The 16810-nt window shown below is 62.1% G+C and carries 16 protein-coding genes; 6 read left to right on the top strand and 10 right to left on the bottom strand.

Features of this window, described 5'->3' with window-relative positions; translation table 11 throughout:
* Positions 1 to 15 precede the first annotated feature (15 nt).
* On the bottom strand, positions 16 to 1149 hold the full coding sequence (gene odc2 / locus H6M51_RS04955; RefSeq protein WP_185808773.1) for an ornithine/lysine decarboxylase: 1134 nt from the start codon (positions 1147 to 1149) through the stop codon (positions 16 to 18).
* Between the two features lie 573 nt (positions 1150 to 1722).
* Between odc2 and H6M51_RS04950 the strand changes: the two genes are divergently transcribed.
* The 3 genes from H6M51_RS04950 (at position 1723) to H6M51_RS04940 (ending at position 4464) form a co-directional block, all read left to right on the top strand.
* A complete protein-coding gene (locus tag H6M51_RS04950) occupies positions 1723 to 2616 on the top strand; it encodes a LysR family transcriptional regulator (protein WP_185808772.1) in 894 nt (297 codons plus the stop codon).
* 88 nt (positions 2617 to 2704) lie between these two features.
* On the top strand, positions 2705 to 3349 hold the full coding sequence (locus tag H6M51_RS04945; RefSeq protein ID WP_185808771.1) for a DUF1007 family protein: 645 nt from the start codon (positions 2705 to 2707) through the stop codon (positions 3347 to 3349).
* Positions 3343 to 4464, top strand: a complete 1122-nt coding sequence (locus H6M51_RS04940; protein ID WP_185808770.1) for a nickel/cobalt transporter — start codon at positions 3343 to 3345, stop codon at positions 4462 to 4464. Before H6M51_RS04945 ends, H6M51_RS04940 begins: the two co-directional genes overlap by 7 nt.
* 6 nt (positions 4465 to 4470) lie before the next feature.
* Here the strand turns inward: H6M51_RS04940 and H6M51_RS24580 are convergent, their stop codons facing one another.
* The 4 genes from H6M51_RS24580 to H6M51_RS04920 form a co-directional block, all read right to left on the bottom strand.
* The gene (locus H6M51_RS24580; RefSeq protein ID WP_246780421.1) at positions 4471 to 4872 is read right to left on the bottom strand and encodes a hypothetical protein; all 402 of its coding nucleotides are present in this window, start codon (positions 4870 to 4872) and stop codon (positions 4471 to 4473) included.
* A gap of 14 nt (positions 4873 to 4886) precedes the next feature.
* Positions 4887 to 5576: a GNAT family N-acetyltransferase gene (locus tag H6M51_RS04930; RefSeq protein WP_185808769.1), complete on the bottom strand. Its 690-nt coding sequence runs from the start codon at positions 5574 to 5576 to the stop codon at positions 4887 to 4889.
* A gap of 104 nt (positions 5577 to 5680) precedes the next feature.
* Positions 5681 to 6379 carry a tellurite resistance TerB family protein gene (locus H6M51_RS04925; protein ID WP_185808768.1) on the bottom strand — a complete coding sequence of 233 codons (699 nt, stop codon included), beginning with the start codon at positions 6377 to 6379 and terminating at the stop codon, positions 5681 to 5683.
* A gap of 84 nt (positions 6380 to 6463) precedes the next feature.
* Positions 6464 to 7102, bottom strand: coding sequence for a 2-dehydro-3-deoxy-phosphogluconate aldolase (locus H6M51_RS04920; RefSeq protein ID WP_185808767.1), 639 nt, complete (start codon positions 7100 to 7102; stop codon positions 6464 to 6466).
* A 155-nt stretch (positions 7103 to 7257) separates the two neighbouring features.
* Here H6M51_RS04920 and H6M51_RS04915 point away from each other — a divergent pair, with 155 nt between their 5' ends.
* A complete protein-coding gene (locus H6M51_RS04915) occupies positions 7258 to 7746 on the top strand; it encodes a CYTH domain-containing protein (RefSeq protein WP_185808766.1) in 489 nt (162 codons plus the stop codon).
* Entirely contained in the window at positions 7730 to 8638 is a 909-nt protein-coding gene (locus H6M51_RS04910; protein ID WP_185808765.1) for a CHAD domain-containing protein, read from the top strand. Before H6M51_RS04915 ends, H6M51_RS04910 begins: the two co-directional genes overlap by 17 nt.
* Here the strand turns inward: H6M51_RS04910 and H6M51_RS04905 are convergent.
* From H6M51_RS04905 to H6M51_RS04890, 4 genes are read right to left on the bottom strand one after another with little or no spacing between them, the layout of a single operon-like run.
* Complete coding sequence (locus tag H6M51_RS04905; protein WP_185808764.1) at positions 8635 to 10038, bottom strand: ABC transporter ATP-binding protein; 1404 nt, start codon at positions 10036 to 10038, stop codon at positions 8635 to 8637. The genes H6M51_RS04910 and H6M51_RS04905 overlap by 4 nt on opposite strands.
* Positions 10035 to 10853: an ABC transporter permease gene (locus tag H6M51_RS04900; RefSeq protein WP_210314705.1), complete on the bottom strand. Its 819-nt coding sequence runs from the start codon at positions 10851 to 10853 to the stop codon at positions 10035 to 10037. The genes H6M51_RS04905 and H6M51_RS04900 overlap by 4 nt, the downstream gene beginning before the upstream one ends.
* A complete protein-coding gene (locus H6M51_RS04895; RefSeq protein WP_185808763.1) occupies positions 10850 to 11785 on the bottom strand; it encodes an ABC transporter permease in 936 nt (311 codons plus the stop codon). Before H6M51_RS04895 ends, H6M51_RS04900 begins: the two co-directional genes overlap by 4 nt.
* Positions 11782 to 13299: an ABC transporter substrate-binding protein gene (locus H6M51_RS04890; RefSeq protein ID WP_210314704.1), complete on the bottom strand. Its 1518-nt coding sequence runs from the start codon at positions 13297 to 13299 to the stop codon at positions 11782 to 11784. The genes H6M51_RS04895 and H6M51_RS04890 overlap by 4 nt, the downstream gene beginning before the upstream one ends.
* A 173-nt stretch (positions 13300 to 13472) precedes the next feature.
* On the opposite strand from H6M51_RS04890, the gene H6M51_RS04885 reads away from it, so the two are divergent.
* Positions 13473 to 14417, top strand: a complete 945-nt coding sequence (locus H6M51_RS04885) for a rhodanese-related sulfurtransferase (protein WP_185808761.1) — start codon at positions 13473 to 13475, stop codon at positions 14415 to 14417.
* A gap of 36 nt (positions 14418 to 14453) precedes the next feature.
* On the opposite strand, the gene H6M51_RS04880 is transcribed toward H6M51_RS04885, so the two are convergent.
* The gene (locus H6M51_RS04880) at positions 14454 to 16688 is read right to left on the bottom strand and encodes a bifunctional diguanylate cyclase/phosphodiesterase (protein ID WP_185808760.1); all 2235 of its coding nucleotides are present in this window, start codon (positions 16686 to 16688) and stop codon (positions 14454 to 14456) included.
* Between the last annotated feature and the right edge of the window lie 122 nt (positions 16689 to 16810).

Below are 16810 nucleotides of genomic sequence, written 5' to 3'. Positions count from 1 at the left end.
CCGGCGCGGGAGACGTCAGATGACGTAGGACTTCAGCGGCTCGAAGCCATTGAACGCCACCGCCGAATAGGTGGTGGTGTAGGCACCGGTGCCTTCGATCAGAACCTCGTCGCCGATCGAAAGCGAGATCGGCAGCGGATACATGTTCTTCTCATAGAGCACGTCGGCCGAATCGCAGGTCGGACCAGCCAGCACGCACGGAGCCATTTCATCGGCGTCATGGGCGGTGCGGATCGGATAACGGATCGCTTCGTCCATGGTTTCGGCGAGACCGCCGAACTTGCCGATGTCGAGGAACACCCAGCGGTGCTCGTCATTGTCCGACTTCTTCGAGATCAGCACGACTTCCGCCTTGATCACGCCGGCATTGCCGACCATGCCGCGGCCCGGCTCGATGATGGTCTGCGGGATGTTGTTGCCGAAATGCTTCTTCAGCGACGCGTTGATCGCCTGACCGTAAGCTTCTGCCGACGGGATGTCGCGCAGGTACTTGGTCGGGAAACCGCCACCCATGTTGACCATCTTCAGAACGATGCCCTGCTTGGCCAGCGAGTTGAACACACGCTTCGCATCGGCAAGAGCGCTGTCCCAGGCATCGACCTTGGTCATCTGCGAACCGACATGGAACGAGACGCCGAAGCTCTCCAGGCCGAGCTGATGCGCGTAGACGAGAACATCGACGGCCATCTGCGGCACGCAGCCGAACTTGCGGGAAAGCGGCCATTCTGCACCTTCGCCATCGGTCAGCACGCGGCAGAACACGCGGGAGCCAGGGGCAGCACGGGAAATCTTCTCGACTTCCTCATGGCTGTCGACGGCATAGAGGTTCACGCCGAGTGCAAACGCACGAGCAATGTCGCGTTCCTTCTTGATCGTGTTGCCAAACGAGATGCGCGAGGCATCGGCTCCGGCATCGAGCGCCATCTGGATTTCGGCAACGGAAGCGCAGTCGAAGTTCGAGCCGAGCGATGCCAGGAGCTGGAGGATCTCCGGCGCCGGGTTCGCCTTGACTGCGTAGTAGATGGCGCTGTCCGGCAGGGCATGACGGAAGGCACCGAAATTGTCGCGCACGACGTCGAGGTCGACCACAAGGCAGGGACCTTCCGGACGTCGGGTGTTGATGAAGTCGAGGATACGTGCAGTGGTCATCGGTCAACCTTCCATAGGCCAAGGGTTCCGAAGCCGGAGACTTCGGATGGACAAAGGACGGCGAGACATCGCAAGAAACCAGTCGGTGGAGACACTGGTACCGTACGAACGCTCGACGCGCGAAACGATGGATGAACGCACTCTTGCCTGAGCGCATAAATCCGCTTTGTCTGCCATGGATTGGAGGGAGACCCTACCGCACTTCCGGCAATGATGGTGTGCCTCTTCAGTACCCCGGCTGATGGAAAGCCGGCAGAGAACCAGAAAGGCCCGCACCGTCGTTGCTTCAAGATGTCCTCGCATTTCCCGGTTGGCCGGAATAGCGACTGGAGGGGTTAGTTCCAGGTACCTTACCGATGACCTCACCTTAGGGACAAATCCCAGTTCGAGGGTCGGCGGACACCCACAGGCACGTGCGACTTTGGGCAAGCACGGAGATAAGAAAAGTGTTCGTCATAATCAAGAGAATTTTTGAGGCGCAGGCGAAGTTTTTTCGCGGTTTCTGCAGCAGCTATTGAACGAAGCGGTTGCTTTGTTCACAATCCAGCAACTTCGCGGGAGAACAGGACGACAATGGACACGCTGACGCGCATCAGGGCTTTCATCGACGTGGTGGAAGCCGAGGGCTTCTCTGCCGCCGCCCGCAAGACCGGCCGCTCCAAGGCGCTTTTGTCCAAATATGTCCGGGAGTTGGAAGACGAACTCGGTGCCCTGTTGCTCAATCGCACAACCCGGCAATTCTCGCTGACGGAAGCCGGGCACACCTATTACCGCACCGCAGCCGACATCCTGAAGGAGATCGACAATCTTGCCGACCTCGTGCGCGAAAACAATGCCGACCTCAAGGGCAAACTCAAGGTGACGGTTCCCCGCACCTTTATCGATGCCGATATCGGCCAGTCGCTCATCGATTTCGCAAGAGAGAACCCGCAATTGTCACTCGAGATTGTCGCGGAAGACCGATTCGTCGATCTGATCGAGGAAGGCTTCGATCTCGGCATCCGCATCACCAAGCTCGACGATTCGGGTATGATTGCCCGCAAGCTCTCCGACTTCCGTCTCTATGCCTGCGCAACGCCGGGTTTCCTTGCCGAAAACGGCCCCCTCAACCACCCGAGCGAACTGTCGCGGGTTCCTTTCCTGATTGACACCAATTCACGCTCGCACAACAGCCTCCGGTTTCAGGAGCCGGGTGGCGACATGATCTCCGTCAGCGTTTCCGGGCCGATTGAGGTCAATAGCCCTCAGGCGACCCTGCGTGCGGCCCGTGCCGGCATGGGGGTCTCCATGATCCCCGACTTCATCGCCCGCCCCTATCTCGCATCGGGGGAACTGGTATCACTGTTCGATGACTTCATTGCCAAGGATCGTGGCATCTATGCCGTCTATCCGCATCGCCGCTACCTGCCGGCCAAGGTCCGCGCCTTCGTCGACTATCTTCACGCATGGTTCAAACGCTATTCGTGACGGCCAGATGAGATGGCGGGTCCCACTTTTGTCCCAATCATCGGACAGGGAAGGACCGAAGCGGGAAATCGGGAAGGGTTGTCCAAGCATGCTGAAACGCCTCGGTTACTGGGCGGCCGCAGCGGTCGTTGCGTCAGCGACGCCTGCGCTCTCACATCCGCACATCTTTGCCGAAGCACGCGTGGAAATCGTCGCGGGCGATGACGGCATGCTGAAGGAACTGCGCAATGTCTGGCGTTTCGACGACATCTTCTCCTCCAGCGTCCTCATGGACTTCGACAAGAATACGGACCTGAAGCTCGACCACGCGGAGCTCAACGAAATCGCCAACACCATCCGCGATTCGCTGGGTGACTACGGCTATTTCACCTTCATTACCAAGGATGGTGCCACGAGCGAGATCGCAAGGCCCGACGTCTTCAACGTCGACTTCAAGGACAACCAACTCCTCGTCTTCTTTGTGGCCAAACCCAAGACTCCCGTCGCGGTCGGTGGCCGCATGACCTTCGGTGTCTACGACCCGACCCTCTACACCGCCATCGATTTCGCCCGCGACGAGGACATGGTCGTGGAGGGCAAGGCCTTCGCGGCCTGTTCGCAAAAGGTCGTGAGACCCGATCCCGATGAGGTGATCTCGCAGAACCAGCTCAACCTGACAGAGGCCTTCTTCAGCGACCCCACGGGCAATGACATGGGCAAGCTGTTTGCCACGCGCATGGAGGTCACATGCTGAGGCCGGCCTGTTCAGCACAAGCTCGCCGGATTGCAGCTCTGTCTCTGATGTTTGTGCTGATTGCCGGCCTTGCCCATGCGGCTTCGCCTCTGGGGATCGGCACTGCTGAACCGAGCTATCAGCCGGCCAGCGGCCCCTTCGCCGACCTCCTGATCTGGATCAACGACCACCAGCAGGCCTTCTACCGCTCCCTGACGATGGCGCTCAAGGCAATGCGCGAGGACCCTTGGAGCCTCGTCACACTCGTCGGTCTTTCATTTGCCTATGGCGTCTTCCACGCCGCGGGTCCCGGCCACGGCAAAGCGGTCATATCCTCCTACCTGCTGGCCAACGAAATCGAGTTGCGTCGTGGCATTCTGATTTCCTTCGTCTCCGCTTTCGTGCAGGGCCTAGTCGCAATTGTGGTCGTGGGCACGGCGTATGTCGTGTTGCGCGGCACGTCGATCAGCATGACGGACGCGACGCGAACATTGGAAATCGCCAGCTATGCCATGATCGTCGCTTTCGGCCTCTGGCTGCTGGTGCGCAAGCTGAAAGCATCTCTGGCGCGAGGCGCTCCAGCCGCGGCAGCGACGGGTGGCCTGTTCGAGAGCGCCGAGACTTCCTCCGCAGGCAGCGTCACGGCCTCGCTGTTTGCCGGCCCCTCGGAGACTACCTTGCAGCGGGAACCGACCGGCTCGCGCTTCCGGGCGCTCGCCGTCGACCATGATCACGACGCGCTTGCGCCAGGATCGGTCTGCCACAAATGCGGAATCGCCCATCTGCCCGATCCGAGCCTCGTCGGCGGCAGCACATTCAGCCTGCGCGACGCCTGGTCTGCCGTGATAGCGGTCGGCATGCGACCCTGTTCCGGCGCTCTACTGGTCATGACCTTTTCGCTGCTGAACGGGTTGCTTCTCGGCGGGATATTGTCGGTCTTCGCCATGGCGCTCGGAACGGCCATCACGGTCTCCGTCCTCGCCAGCCTTGCCGTTGGCGCGAAGGGTCTTGCGCTCAGACTGTCCGGGCCAGGCTCCCGCCGCGCCGGTCTCCTCGCCAGCTCGATCGAAGTCGGCGCCGCTTTACTCCTGATCCTGCTCGGCGCACTGCTTCTCGCAGCCGCGCTGAAGGGTTGATGCGGATCAACCCTGATCGTCACCACGGCTGCGCTGGTAGCGAGAGCGCAGCCACAGGATCAGAAACATCGCCATCAAAGCGACTGCGCCGACCAGAGCCCCGAGTTCCGGCGACCAGCGCCCAAGCCACAGCACCACCGTCGGCACGACCAGCATCAGGCCGAAAATCACGGCAACCACGGCGGCGGCCTGCGCCGCGGGTGAGCGCGGAGACACAGGGCCACCCTCCTTGCGCGCCACTTTCTTCGGCTCCGGCAACAGGCTGAACCCATAGACCACCACACCGATCGCCACGCAAATCCCGACAGACCAGGCGACGGTCGCGCTCTTGAAGCTCGCATAGGCGAGAACCGCCGCGACCACGGCCGTGCCGACATAGAGAATGATGCTGAAGATGTTCGGCTTCACGGTTTGTTTTCCTGTCATGTCTCTCTGGATGCGAGTTCTGCCCGCAAGTCTTCCAGCCGGCGCCGTTGGCGACCGGTCTCGTCAAAGTTTTCGGGCGCGAGCCAGGCTTCGAAGGCAGCGCGGATCAGGGGCCACTCGCTGTCGATCATCGAGAACCAGGCGGTATCGCGATTCTTGCCCTTCGACAGCATGTGCTGGCGGAACACGCCCTCGAAGCTGAAGCCGTAACGCTGTGCCGTCACCTTGCTCGGCTCGTTCTCGTTATGGCATTTCCATTCGTAGCGGCGATAGCCGAGATCGTCGAACACGTGCCGGGCCAGCAGATAATGGGCCTCGGTCGAAAGCGGCGAACGGCCCATGGCGGGCCCATGCGCCACGCCCCCGACCTCCACCACGCCGTTGGCCGGGTCGGGCCGCATGTAGTTCGCCATGCCCACGACGCGTCCGGTCGCCTTGTCCCTAATCACCTCGGTGACCCATCCCCCCTTCTGCACGGCGGCAAGCCAGGCATCGAAATCCTCAATGCCCTTGAAGTCGGGTTGGGTGAAATAGGTGAGCAGCGGATTGATCTCCAAACCGCCAAGGCCATCCCAGAGCTCCTTGAGATGGACGGAGCGATCATAGGGCTCGATCACGACGAAACGGCCCTCCAGCCTGACGGGCTGGGGAGCCGGACATCCCTTGAAGGTGGACAGGTCACGCATGATAAAGCCTCGGGCCGATCGAACGTCCGAGGCTTAGGCCAGAGATCAGGCAAAGGCAACCATCGGCACCGACTCAGAACCGGTCGCGATGCCGCAGCTTGGAATCACAGACTGACCTTGGCGGCCGCAACGGTTGCCTCGATATGGTCGACCAGGGCATCCGGAAGACCGAGGCGGCCGGCCAGCATGTCGAGATAGCCCCGCTCGGTGCGCGTGTCCGGCTCGATCGTCAGCCGCGAGGCTGTGTAGATCTCGACCTTCTGCTCTTCGGTCCTGGCCGAGGCCACCAGCGCATCGAGATCGATCGGCTTGGCAAGCTCGGCCTCGATGAAGGCTTCCGCCTCGCTGCCAAGACCCGAGAGATGAACCTTGTCCATGATGCGAGAGCGCTCGCTGGCGTCGATATGCCCGTCGGCCTTGGCGGCGGCGATCATCGCACGCACCAGCGACAGGGCGAAATCATTGGAGACCGCCTGCGGTTCCGTGCTGAAGGGAGAATCCTTCGGCGGCGGCAGGAGCTCAGGAAGAGACTGCGTCGGTTCAGGCTTCTGGCCCGCCTGATAATTCTTGTAGGCCTGGTAGCCGAGGCCAGCAATGACGGCCAGACCGCCGAGCTTCAGGGCATTGCCACCCAGCGAGCGGCCGGTCTTGGTGCCGAGCAGCACGGCGGCAAGGGCACCCGTCTTCCAGGGATTGTTCTTGGCAAGTCCCATCAGATCGTTGCCCTTCTGGCCGATCGATCCGGAACCACCCGGTATCTGCGATCCGAGGAATTGATCCAGCAGCTTCTTGGCGTCGAACATCGCGGTCTCCTTGTTGTCTGTCGCCTCCTAGATAGGAAGCGACTGCGACATTACAAAGAACCCGCGGCGTCGCTGACGCAGATGTCAGCCCTTCAGGGCGGACGCTTCGGAGGCGAGCTTGGTGATACCGGCCCAGTCACCGGCCGAAACCAGTTCCTTCGGCGCAACCCAGGACCCGCCGACACAGACGACGTTGGGCAGCGAGAGGTAGTCCATGGCGTTCTTGAGCGAGATGCCGCCGGTCGGGCAGAACAGCGTGCCGGCAAGCGGTGCCGAGAGCGCCTTGAGATAGGCGGCACCACCCGCCTGCTCGGCCGGGAAGAACTTCAGCACCTTGTAGCCTTCTTCGCGCAGCGCCATGACTTCCGAGGCAGTGGCCGCACCCGGCAGCAGCGGGATGTCGGATTGGCGGGCAACATCCAGCAGTTCCTGCGTCGTGCCGGGACTGACGATGAACTGCGAGCCGGCATCGACGGCTGCAGCATAATGGGCGGCGTTGAGGATGGTGCCGGCGCCGACGACAGCACCTTCCACTTCCTGCGCGACCAGGCGAACCGCCTCGAGCGCGGCATCGGTGCGCAGCGTGATCTCGATCGCCTTGAGGCCACCGGCCACAAGCGCCCGCGCGAGCGGCACGGCCGTCTTGGCATCCTCGACGATCAGAACCGGCACGACCGGCTGCAGCTTCAGGGTGGAGAGGAGCTTTTCGGTTTTGTCGCCCATGGCAGGACCCTCTTTTTAAAACGATTAGATCGGCCTTTCACTAACCCGCACGGGCCAGGATGTCGAGCCTGACAGCTAGCACGGAATCTTTCCCGTTTCCTAACACGGTCGTCTCCGCTATGGTTCTGCTGCGTCATTTATTGGAGCGTGAGCGTATGGCGAAGGAAATCGAACGCAAGTTTCTTGTGCGGGACGATGCCTGGAAGAGCAATGTCACCTCCGAGACCCGGATCCGCCAGGCTTACATTGCCGCCGAAACCGACCGATCCGTCCGCATCCGCACCAGGAACGATGAGACAGCGCAATTGACGATCAAGTTCGGCAACGGTCTGCTGGTGCGCGACGAATTCGAGTACCAGATCCCGATCGACGACGCCCTGGAGATGATCGGGATCGCCAAGGGCCACGTGATCGAGAAGACGCGTTACACCGTTGATTTCGCCGGCTTCACCTGGGAGATCGACGTCTTTGCCGGTCAGCACCGTGGCCTGGTGATCGCCGAGGTCGAGATGCAGTCAGAGACCGACGAGCCAAAACTGCCCGCCTGGCTCGGACGTGAGGTGACCGGCGACAAGCGCTATTCCAACCAGGCCCTTGCGACGGAGCGCGGTCGGCCGGAGCGCGTGCATGCCATATCGCATTAGGCCCGATCGATCGCTGCTGACCGAAGTCCGATCGGTGGCCCGTGGCGAGCTCGACAAGGCGATCGACATCCTGAAGCACAAGCCGGAAGGGCTGCATCCAGCCATCCATGCGGCCCGCAAGAAATTCAAACGCCTGCGCAACCTCTATCGATTGGTGGCGACCGGAGACAAATCTTTCCATCGCCGCGAGAATGCCAGACTGCGTGACACCGCGCGCAGCCTGTCCCGCATTCGTGATGCCGCGGCACTGATCGAAACAGTCGATCATCTGTCCGACCATGTACTCACGGACGACGAAGGTGAAACACTCGCCGCCACCCGCAAGGTGCTGGAACTGCGTCGGGACGAGATTGCCGCTACGGAGAGCGATCTCGAGGAAAAGGTCACCGCCGCCATCGATGCGTGCCGCGCGGCCACCGAGGCGCTCGACGAGCTGAAGCTTCCGTCCAGGCCAGGCCATGCTGCGAGGCTGATCGCAAGGGGCTGGCGCAAGGGCCTCGAACGGGCACACGAGGCCCTGGAAACCTGCAAGGGCGAAGGCCACGGCGAGGCCTATCACGACCTGCGAAAGACGTCCCAGGCCTACTGGATGAACCTTTCGCTTGTCGGTGACCTATGGCCGAGCGCCTTGCATGCCAAGCGCGAAATGGCCAAGAGGCTGGTCGATCTCCTGGGACACGAACACGATCTGACGGTTCTCACCGCCCTTCTTGACCATGAACCCGATCTGTTCGGCGATGGGGAAGGTCAGTCCTTCCTGCTCGCAATTATCATCCGACGGCAGATGGAGCTTCGCCGCGACGCGCTGACGCTGGCAGGGACTGTCTTCGCCGATGCCGCGAAGGACGAGGCAGCCATCATCGAAACGCTCTGGCTGCGGGCGTCAGCCTAAGCGCTGCCGATCCTCACCTGCCGGTCGCAGGTTTTCTCGACCAGAACCGCATCGTGGCTGACCAGCAGAACCGCGCAATTGCGCTCCCGCGCCAGCTCCGTCAGCAAATCGATCGTTTCCTGCTGGGTGATCAGGTCGAGACGCGAGGTCGGCTCGTCGGCGAACAGGAAGACGGGATCGAGCAGCAGCACCCGCAGCAACGCGAAACGCTGCAGTTCCCCACCGGAGACTTCCGTCGGCAGGCGCGTGAGCAGCACCGGCGGGAGGCGCAACCGCTCCATCAGGGGCTGGACGCGCGTTCCATCAAGCCGATGCAGCCGCACCAGATCGGCAATCGCCTCGCCGAGCGTGATCTTCTGCGGGAAGGCCGACGGTGGATCCTGGTAGAGCTTCTGGTAGCGGACCGGCTTGACCTGCGGCAGCCGGGTCACCTCACCTGCATCGGCTTTCAGGAGGCCGAGTAGCACGTCGCCCAGCGAACTCTTGCCCGAGCCGCTGGGTCCTGTGATTCCGACGATCTCGCCGGGCCGGAGCGACAGGTTCTGGCCTGAGAACAGAAGCTTGCCGCCTCTGGTCTTTCTGATAGCTGACGCGACCAGGATCGGGTCAGTATGTTCGGCAACTGCCGAAGCTCGGTGAGCCCAGTTCTCCTGCTCCGCTGCGACCAGACGACGCGTATACTCATGCGAGGGCGAAGACAGAACTTCAGCCGCCTCCCCTGTCTCGACGATCCTGCCATCCAGCATAACGGCGAGATCGCCGCCCATCTGCCGCGCCAGTGCCAGATCATGGGTGATGGTCAATACGGTACCGCCCGCCTCCACCTCCTGCATCAGGAGCGCAATCACCTCGTCCCGGCGAGCGACGTCAAGGCCTTTGGTCGGCTCGTCGGCAATGATGATCCGGGCGCCACCGGCGCGCGCGGCGGCAAAGGCGACGCGCTGCGCCATGCCGCCGGAGAGCTGCCCCGGCAGCTTCGCCTCGGCATCGAGCACGCCCAGCGCTTCGAGATCGGTGCGGGCGGCAGAGATCGCCTCGTCTTCGCCAAGACGTCCGAGATAACGATGCCCCTCGGCCACCTGTTCGACCGCCACCATGGTGGGATCGAGCGCCAGCCACGGCTCCTGCGGCAGAACCCCGACCTTGCGCCCCCAGAGCGGCCGGAAACGCTTCGGCTCGGCAAGCGACAGGACCTGCCCGTCGATGGTCACCATACCAGTGGCCGTCAGCCCCTCCGGCAACACGCCGATGATTGCCTGGGCCAGAAGGCTCTTGCCCGAACCGGTTTCACCGAGGATGGTGAAGGGCCGCCCTGCCCTGAGGGAAAAGGAGACGGGCGAAACGATCCTGCCGCTTGCCGCAGAAACCGAGGCGGCGTCGACGGAAAGAAGAGTGGTCATGGCTTGTCCTTTCCGCCGATCAGCTGCAGCGCCAGCACCATCAGGAAGATCACGGCAATCGGCTGCAGCAGCGCATGCGGCGCTTCCTGGTAATAGGGGAGCAGTTCGATCATCATCGCGCCGAGCTCCGGGGTCGGCGGACGAACCCCGACGCTGACGAAGCCGAGGGCAGCAATCGCCATGATCGCCGAGGCCGCCCCATAGGCGGCAACCGTCAGCAGCATCGGCGCGAGTTCCGGCCAGAGATGTCGGCGCAGGATATAGGCGGGACCGAAACCGAGCAGTCGCGAGGCTTCCACCGCCGGCGAAAGCAACAGTGGCCGCGCCATGGCCCGCGTCAGCCGGAAATACTCGACCCACAGCACCAGGGAAATGCCGATATAGAGCATGGCGGGATTGTCAGGCACAATCGCCGTCAGCATCAACACAAGCAGCAGTCCGGGCAGCGCGAGGAATGCCTCCGACACAGAACCGACAGCCCGATCGACAAAACCGCCGCGCCATGCGGCAAGCACGCCAAGCAGCACGCCGGGGATCATCGCTGTGAACACCGAAAGCAATGCCAGCCCGAGTGAAAGGCGGAGTGCAGCAGCAAGGCGCGCCTGCATCGAGCGGCCGAGATGGTCGTAGCCGAACCAGTCCGCGGCAGTTGGCCCCTGCAGGGTCAGCCGCAGCGTCTGTTTCAGCGGATCGGCGCCGCCGATCACGAGCGGCAGGAAGGCAAAGGCCAGCAAGCCGCCCAGGATCGCCACACCGACGAGCCGCCGCATTGGCCAGCGCGCGGGGCGCGGTGCCACATAATCAAGCGTGGTCATGCGCTGCGCCTCCTCGGATCAATACCATGGCAGAAGAGATCGACCAGCGCATTGAGCCCGACGAACATCAGGCCCATGACGAGTGCCGTACCCTGGATCATCGGCACATCGCGACCGAAGATCGCATGCACCAGCGCATGACCGATGCCCGGCCAGGCAAACAGCGTCTCGACGACCACGACGCCCTCGACGAGATAGACGAACTGCACGCCGAGATAGGTCACGATCGGGACCGCGACATTGCGCAATCCGTGCCGCGAAAACACCTGCCACTCCGAGAGGCCCTTGGCTCGCCCGAAGGCATAGTAGGGCGAGCGTGACACGGCGACCATGGCATCGCGCGCCACCCGGTTGGAGACCGCAGCCAAGCCAAGCGCCAATGTCAAAGCCGGCAGAACGAGATGCGTACCATGCGTATGTCCCGCCGCTGGAAGGACATTGAGCGTGATACCGAAGACGATGATCAGGACGAGACCGACGACGAATTGTGGCAAGGCGCGCAGCGCCGTAGAGACGAGCATCAGCACCCGGTCGAGCACACCGCCAGGCCTGAGGCCCGCGAGAATGCCGAGCGGTGGCCCGATGAAGAGCGACAAAACAATCGCAGCCAGCGCCAGTTCGATCGTGTGACCGAGCTGCATGCCGATTTCTTCGATGACCGGCTTTCCCGTGACCAGAGAGGTCCCCAGATCAAAGCGCAGGAGGTCGCCCATCCACTCGATGAGAGCGACGATGGCGGGCTTGTTGAGGTCGAGTTCGGCGGCGACCTTTGCGGCCGCCGCGCTATCCACGACATCGAAGCCATAGCGGCCGGCAGCAATCCGGTAGGCAAGATCACCCGGAAGCGACCTTGTCATCACAAAGCAGATGAGACCCACCATGAAGGCTACCAGAGCCGCCTGGACGAGGCGGTTCAGGATCGCCTTGGTCATTTCGCCCACCCCATGGTTTCAAGACCAAAGGTCCGCTCGAAGGGGTCGATGGAGGCACCCTGCAGTTTCGGCGAGAATGCGACGGTCTGCTGATACCAGGCGATCGGGATGACGGGCAGTTCGGCCTGGATCGCCGCCACGGCCTGATGGCGCAGCGCCTCGCCTTCAGCAGGGTCCGCAACACGGGTCAGATCGTCCAGCGCCTTTTCGAAACCGGCATTCGTCCAGTTCATCGCACCCCAGTCACCGCCTCCTGGGCCGTAGTCGGAGAGCATCGTGCCGATCGGGTCCGGGACCAGCGCAAAGTTGCGCGCCATCAGCGCCAGCTCCAGCGAACCGTCTTGATGCTTGGCCGGGATCTCGGAGGAATTGGTCGCGTTGATCGTCAGCGCCACGCCGATTTCCTTCAGCTGGTCCTGCAGGACGGCGGCGATCAGCGGGAGCTCGGGGCGATCGGGATAGGTGGTCAGCGTCAGCGCGAACGGCTTGCCGTCCTTCTGCAGAATCCCGTCGGCACCAGGAGCCCAGCCAAGCTCGGCAAGCCGTGCCTTGGCCTTTTCAGGATCATAGCCGAGCGGTGCCAGATCGGCATCGTGCCAGATCTTCAGGCTCGGCGGGAAGAGCTGCGTGGCGGCTGCCGGGTAACGGAGGATGGCAACGGCCAGCCCCTCGCGGTCGATGGCAAGGCTCAGCGCCTCGCGGGCCTTCACGTCCGCAAGGAAGGGATGACCGGCATTGACCTTCAAGAGCACGCTGCGCGGGATCGACACCGACTGCAGAACCACCTTGTCGCTGTTGGCGAGACGCGTTCGGCTCGCCGGGTCCAGATTGAAGACATAGTCGGCGTCACCGCTCTCCGCCATCAGCGCGCGTGTTTCGGAGCGGCTCACGGAGAGATAGGTCGCCTTTTCGATCTCCGGCTTCTTGCCCCAATAGTCGGCGAAACGCTCGACGGCGAGGCTCTGCGGCGCCTCAAGCTTGGTGAGCTTGAACGGACCGGTACCGATGATCTCCTTGACCTCGGCCCCGTCATAAGCAGCCGGCGCCAGGATCTGGGCGCGATTTTCGGCAAGGAAGGCGAGGAGCGGAACGAAGGGCTTCGAGAGCGATACGACGACCACGCCGTCGCCGTCCGCCCTGATCTCGGTGATCGGCGCCTTGCTCAGCAATCCAGCCTTGCCCTTGGCAATGGTCAGCGCGGAAGCAACCGCTTCCGCCGTCAAGAGTGTGCCGTCCTGGAACTTGACGCCCGGCTGCAGCTCGAAACGCCAGGTCAGTCCGTCCTCGCTGACCGACCAGCTTTTTGCCAGCGACGGCAGTGGATTGCCGTTCTTGTCCGCCTCGACCAGGGTCTCCACGATACGCATGCGCAGGAAAATGTCGCCCGACTTGGCCGGATCGAGGCCGGTAATCTCGAAGGGTGCGACGATATCAACGACCCCATCGGTGGCCAGCACCGGGGCAGCACCGGCGAACATGACCAGAAACGAGGCAGTGACAATATTCTTGAACATTAGCATCACCTTTAATGTTATAAAGTTACATCGATCTAGCCAAACCTTCCGGATCTGTCCAGTGCTGCACAGCAGGAAATCACAACTCACGTCACCACTTGACGATTTTCAAACTTGCACCGAGCAGAGGAAATCCGTTGCGCCACAGGGGCCGAGGCGGTATTTCGCAGCCTATGACAGAACACACAGCAGCTCCTCGCCCCGAGACAAGCGGTGCCTTTTGCGTCGCCGCCCTCTATCACTTTGCCAAGTTCCCGCGCTTCGAGAGTTTCCAGCAGCCGCTTGAGACCCTATGCAAGGCAGAAGGCGTGAAAGGCACGCTGCTGCTTGCCCACGAAGGTATAAACGGCACCATCGCCGGGACCGACGCTGCGATTGCCAAGGTACTCGCCTATATCGGCAGCCAGCCGGAATTCGCAAACCTCGAGCACAAGGAAAGCCGTGCATCGAAGATGCCCTTCCTGCGCATGAAGGTGCGGCTGAAGAAGGAAATCGTCACCATGGGCGTCGAGGACATAGACCCCAACGAGATCGTCGGCACCTATGTCGATCCGAAAGACTGGAACGATCTGATCTCCGACCCCGATACCATCGTCATCGATACCCGCAACGACTACGAGACCGCGATCGGCATCTTCCGCGGCGCCGTCGACCCCAATACGAAGACCTTCCGTGAATTCCCTGACTGGGTGAAAAACAATCCCGGCCTGCACAACAAGCCGAAGATCGCCATGTATTGCACCGGTGGCATCCGCTGCGAGAAGGCAACCGCCTTCATGAAGCAGCAGGGTTTCGAAGAGGTCTACCATCTCAAGGGCGGCATCCTGAAGTATCTCGAGGAAGTGCCGGAAGAGGAAAGCCTCTGGGACGGTGCCTGCTTCGTCTTCGACGAGCGCGTCTCGGTCACCCATGGCCTGAAGGAAGGCAACCACAAGCTCTGCCACGCCTGCCGCAACCCGATCACGGCCGAGGAACTGACGCATCCGCATTATGAGGAAGGCGTTTCCTGCAGCCATTGCTACCCCGAGCGCACGGAAGCAGACCGGGATCGGTATCGGCAACGTCAGTTGCAGATCGCGCTCGCCAGGAAGCGTGGCGTAAAGCACATCGGCGGCTAATACCAAATTTCGGCGATCAGGGCTCGAACCGGCTTGTCAAACCTGGAGGCCGCCATCATGGTTCGCGGCGAAAGCGAGCTCCGCCGCCTTGGCACGCAATTCCATCGGACGTAGCATGAAGGCTGCGATCTGCTCCGGCGACTGCGGACGACCGAACAGATAACCCTGCAACTGGTCGCAGCCGGCAATCCGCAGGATGACCGCCTGCTGCTCCGTCTCGACCCCCTCGGCCGTGACCGGGATACCGAGCGAGCGAGCGAGCGCGACGGTTGCCTGCAACATCTCCACCGCGCGGTGTCCGCGATCCAGCGACTGGACCAGCGACCGATCGATCTTCATCCGGTCGAAGCCGAACTGTCTGAGATAGCCGACGCTGGAGAAACCCGCGCCGAAATCATCCAGCGCAATGCGCAGGCCGAGCGACCGCAGCCGCTCCATGGCCAGCCGCGCCCGGTCGGGGCTCTGGATGAAATAGGTCTCCGTCATTTCGAGCACGACTCGGCCAGGTTCGATTTGGGCCTCTTCGAAGGTCGTGGCGACATGATCGACAAAGGCAGGGTCACGAAACTGCCCTGGCGAGACATTGACCGAAAGCTTCAGATCCGGCCAGTCGCGAAGCTGGCGCAAAGCCTGGCGCAGAACGCAAAGGCCGAGTTGGTCGATGAGGCCGCTCGTCTCGGCGATCGGGATGAAGAGATCCGGGGACACGGGACCGTGTCCTCGGCGCGTCCAACGTGCCAGCGCCTCCACACTCACAAGGGTGAAGGTTTTGGCATCGACCACCGGCTGGTAGACGACGTCAATCTCACCGCGGCCGATCGCCTCGCGGAGATCGATCTCCATCTGATTGCGGCTTTCCCGCTCTTCGTCCATCCGCGGGTCATAGACCGTCCAGCGCCCACGGCCGCCGTCTTTCGACGAATACATGGCCATGTCGGCGCGACGCGTCAGTTCTCCACCTTCCACGCGACCACCCTCGGAAACGCAGATGCCTATGCTACAGCCGACCACGACAGTGCGTTCGCCAAGCAGGATGGGCTCATCGAAAAAGGCAAGGATCGAGCTTGCGAGGGCGAAAGCACGCTCCTTCGCCTCATGGCCATTCAGAACGATCCCGAACTCATCCCCGCCGATCCGTGCCAGGCCAGCTCCTTCGCCAACCAGGACGGAAAGGCCGGCGGCGACCGCGCGGATCAGCCGGTCACCGGTGGCATGGCCATAGGCGTCATTGACCTCCTTGAAACCGTCAAGGTCGAGATAGAGCAGGACGACATCCTCGTTGAGGTCACGGCCGCGCCGGACCCGATCCTCCAGAAGTTGGGTCAGGCCGGCCCGGTTGAGAAGGCCGCTCAGGCGATCGGTCTGGGCCAGCTTGACCGCATTGGCCTCATCGGCGCGCACCCGCCGCATCTCGGAATTGCCGATGATGACGAGCAACAGCGCGTAGATCGTCACAATCACAAGAGCCGCCTTGATCAACGGCGCCACCTGCTCGCGGCTCTGGTCGCCTGGCGCACGCGGTGTCCAGGCCAGAGAGGCAATCTTCTCCCCGGACGGGGCAGAAATGGTCACGGCGGTCTTGGCGGAGGATGGCGGCATCAACACCAGACCGGGAAGCACATAGGCCTCGGATATCCGCTCGACGGTCAGCGGCGTGAGATGCCGAATGAATGCCAGATAGACATAGTCGGCGGTTGGCCTGTCGATCGAACCGGATTTCGGCCGGATCAGCGCAACGCCCGCAGAACCGATGCCCTTCTGCGTGCGAATGAAACCGAGCGCCTGCGGCACGCGACCGCTCTGGCCAAAGCGGACTTTGTCGAAAAGCTTCATGATTGCCGGGGTGAGATAACCTTCCGCGCCTCCTTGGATAGGCTGGCCGTCCGAATAGGCCATCATCGGATTGCCCGCGGCATCGAGAACGATCGCCACGTCGAAGAGGTCGCTGTCGAAGGTCATATCGCCGAAGTTGCTGATCATCCAGGCCATGTCCTTGTGGACATAGGCATTGTCAGCTGCATCATCCCAGGCGGTATAGTCGAGAAGCGTCGCGCCCAGCTGGTGCTCGAAGGTCTGGATGGCACCGACCAGCGTCTCGCGCGAGCGTTCCTCGTCCAGATGATTGGCATAGCTTGCGACACGATCGAGCGCAGTCATGACGATCGAGGCCACCATCATCGCCATGGTCGCGAAAACGACAAGCAAGGCTGCAACCGCCACCCGACGGGTAGCGAGTGGCCGAAGCCGTTTGTCCAAATGGTGAAGCCGCATGCGATTGACCCAAGGCTGACAGCGCAGCTTGCGTCAGAATGTGTTCAATTTGACTTAACACACTGAACAGCATGCAGAATAACGATCAAACCGCGTATTTTGATATGCGCGAAAAAGGGCTC

This window comes from Rhizobium sp. AQ_MP (assembly GCF_014237835.1).
Lineage (GTDB): Bacteria > Pseudomonadota > Alphaproteobacteria > Rhizobiales > Rhizobiaceae > Allorhizobium.
Note: the sequence above shows the minus strand (reverse complement) of the source record. Positions and strands in the feature narration are given on the sequence as shown.

What these genes read in the sequence shown, in the direction of transcription:
- H6M51_RS04905 (WP_185808764.1), bottom strand. Translation starts at nt 10,038, where the DNA reads ATGACCACTCTTCTTTCCGTCGACGCCGCCTCGGTTTCTGCGGCAAGC.
- H6M51_RS04900 (WP_210314705.1), bottom strand. Translation starts at nt 10,853, where the DNA reads ATGACCACGCTTGATTATGTGGCACCGCGCCCCGCGCGCTGGCCAATG.
- H6M51_RS04915 (WP_185808766.1), top strand. Translation starts at nt 7,258, where the DNA reads ATGGCGAAGGAAATCGAACGCAAGTTTCTTGTGCGGGACGATGCCTGG.
- H6M51_RS04910 (WP_185808765.1), top strand. Translation starts at nt 7,730, where the DNA reads ATGCCATATCGCATTAGGCCCGATCGATCGCTGCTGACCGAAGTCCGA.
- H6M51_RS04885 (WP_185808761.1), top strand. Translation starts at nt 13,473, where the DNA reads ATGACAGAACACACAGCAGCTCCTCGCCCCGAGACAAGCGGTGCCTTT.
- odc2 (WP_185808773.1), bottom strand. Translation starts at nt 1,149, where the DNA reads ATGACCACTGCACGTATCCTCGACTTCATCAACACCCGACGTCCGGAA.
- H6M51_RS04930 (WP_185808769.1), bottom strand. Translation starts at nt 5,576, where the DNA reads ATGCGTGACCTGTCCACCTTCAAGGGATGTCCGGCTCCCCAGCCCGTC.
- H6M51_RS04895 (WP_185808763.1), bottom strand. Translation starts at nt 11,785, where the DNA reads ATGACCAAGGCGATCCTGAACCGCCTCGTCCAGGCGGCTCTGGTAGCC.
- H6M51_RS04940 (WP_185808770.1), top strand. Translation starts at nt 3,343, where the DNA reads ATGCTGAGGCCGGCCTGTTCAGCACAAGCTCGCCGGATTGCAGCTCTG.
- H6M51_RS04880 (WP_185808760.1), bottom strand. Translation starts at nt 16,688, where the DNA reads ATGCGGCTTCACCATTTGGACAAACGGCTTCGGCCACTCGCTACCCGT.
- H6M51_RS04950 (WP_185808772.1), top strand. Translation starts at nt 1,723, where the DNA reads ATGGACACGCTGACGCGCATCAGGGCTTTCATCGACGTGGTGGAAGCC.
- H6M51_RS04920 (WP_185808767.1), bottom strand. Translation starts at nt 7,102, where the DNA reads ATGGGCGACAAAACCGAAAAGCTCCTCTCCACCCTGAAGCTGCAGCCG.
- H6M51_RS04890 (WP_210314704.1), bottom strand. Translation starts at nt 13,299, where the DNA reads ATGTTCAAGAATATTGTCACTGCCTCGTTTCTGGTCATGTTCGCCGGT.
- H6M51_RS04945 (WP_185808771.1), top strand. Translation starts at nt 2,705, where the DNA reads ATGCTGAAACGCCTCGGTTACTGGGCGGCCGCAGCGGTCGTTGCGTCA.
- H6M51_RS04925 (WP_185808768.1), bottom strand. Translation starts at nt 6,379, where the DNA reads ATGTTCGACGCCAAGAAGCTGCTGGATCAATTCCTCGGATCGCAGATA.